An 817-nucleotide genomic window follows, 5' to 3' on the forward strand; every position below is an offset into this window, starting at 1 on the left:
CAGCAGCGGCGACCCCGCCAGCAGGACCGCGAGGCCGACCGTCTCGTCGTCGCGGAGCGTCCCGCGGAACAGCAGCGCCGCCGCGGGCAGGAGGCCGCCGGCGAGGGCGACGCCGGCCCGCGCGGCGGCGTCGGAGGTCCCCAGGAGGGCGAGCACCCACCGCGTGAGGAGGTAGGGGACGGGACCGCCGGCGGCCGGGCGGTACTCGTAGACGCCGGTCTCCAGGTAGCGCAGCGTCCAGTAGCCGACGCGGCCCTCCCCCCAGTGGAACGGGCGGGCGCCGAGGAACGCGAAGCGGGCGAGGAGGGCGAGCGCGACGACGACGGCGACCGCGAGGACGGTCCGGTCGAGCGACCCCGCCGGGCGCCCGTCGTTCCCGTCGCCGTCCGACATACCCGGCCGTGTCCCCGCCGCGGTAGTATGTCTTCGGGTTCGTCCCGGCGCGGCCGCCGGGTCGGGGGCGCGGTCGCGAGCGCCCGCCGGGTCGCGAGCGGCCGCGGGGACGGGGCCGCCGAGCCGACACGCTCATCCGACGGCGACGCCGACGGCGGGACATGTCGCTGGTCGCATCCCTGCCCGGGCGCCCGCTCACGGACGCGGAGGTCGCCGCGCTGAACCGCGCCGACTCCGTCGAACTCGCCGTCGCCGTCGACGACGGGACCGACACCGAGGCGGCCGAGGCGAACGCGGCCGCCGCCGGCGCCGAGGGCCTGCTGCTCGCGACCGACTCGTGGGTGAAGGGGCTGGACTTCCTCGGGGGCGCCTGGGAGGTCGTCGAGACGGTCGCCATCGAGGACGAGGCGGAGCGCTACGACGC

At 78.0% G+C, this 817-nt stretch carries 1 protein-coding gene and 1 pseudogene; one reads left to right on the top strand and one right to left on the bottom strand.

The window, feature by feature from the left end; genetic code table 11:
* Positions 1–393: pseudogene (locus tag ACQUQ1_RS22540) on the bottom strand (flippase activity-associated protein Agl23); the annotation flags it as partial.
* Between the two features lie 161 nt (positions 394–554).
* On the opposite strand from ACQUQ1_RS22540, the gene ACQUQ1_RS22545 reads away from it, so the two are divergent.
* The coding region (locus ACQUQ1_RS22545; RefSeq protein WP_435066404.1) for a hypothetical protein at positions 555–817 on the top strand (263 nt) is incomplete at its 3' end.

Source organism: Halobaculum sp. EA56, from assembly GCF_051195075.1.
Lineage (GTDB): Archaea > Halobacteriota > Halobacteria > Halobacteriales > Haloferacaceae > Halobaculum.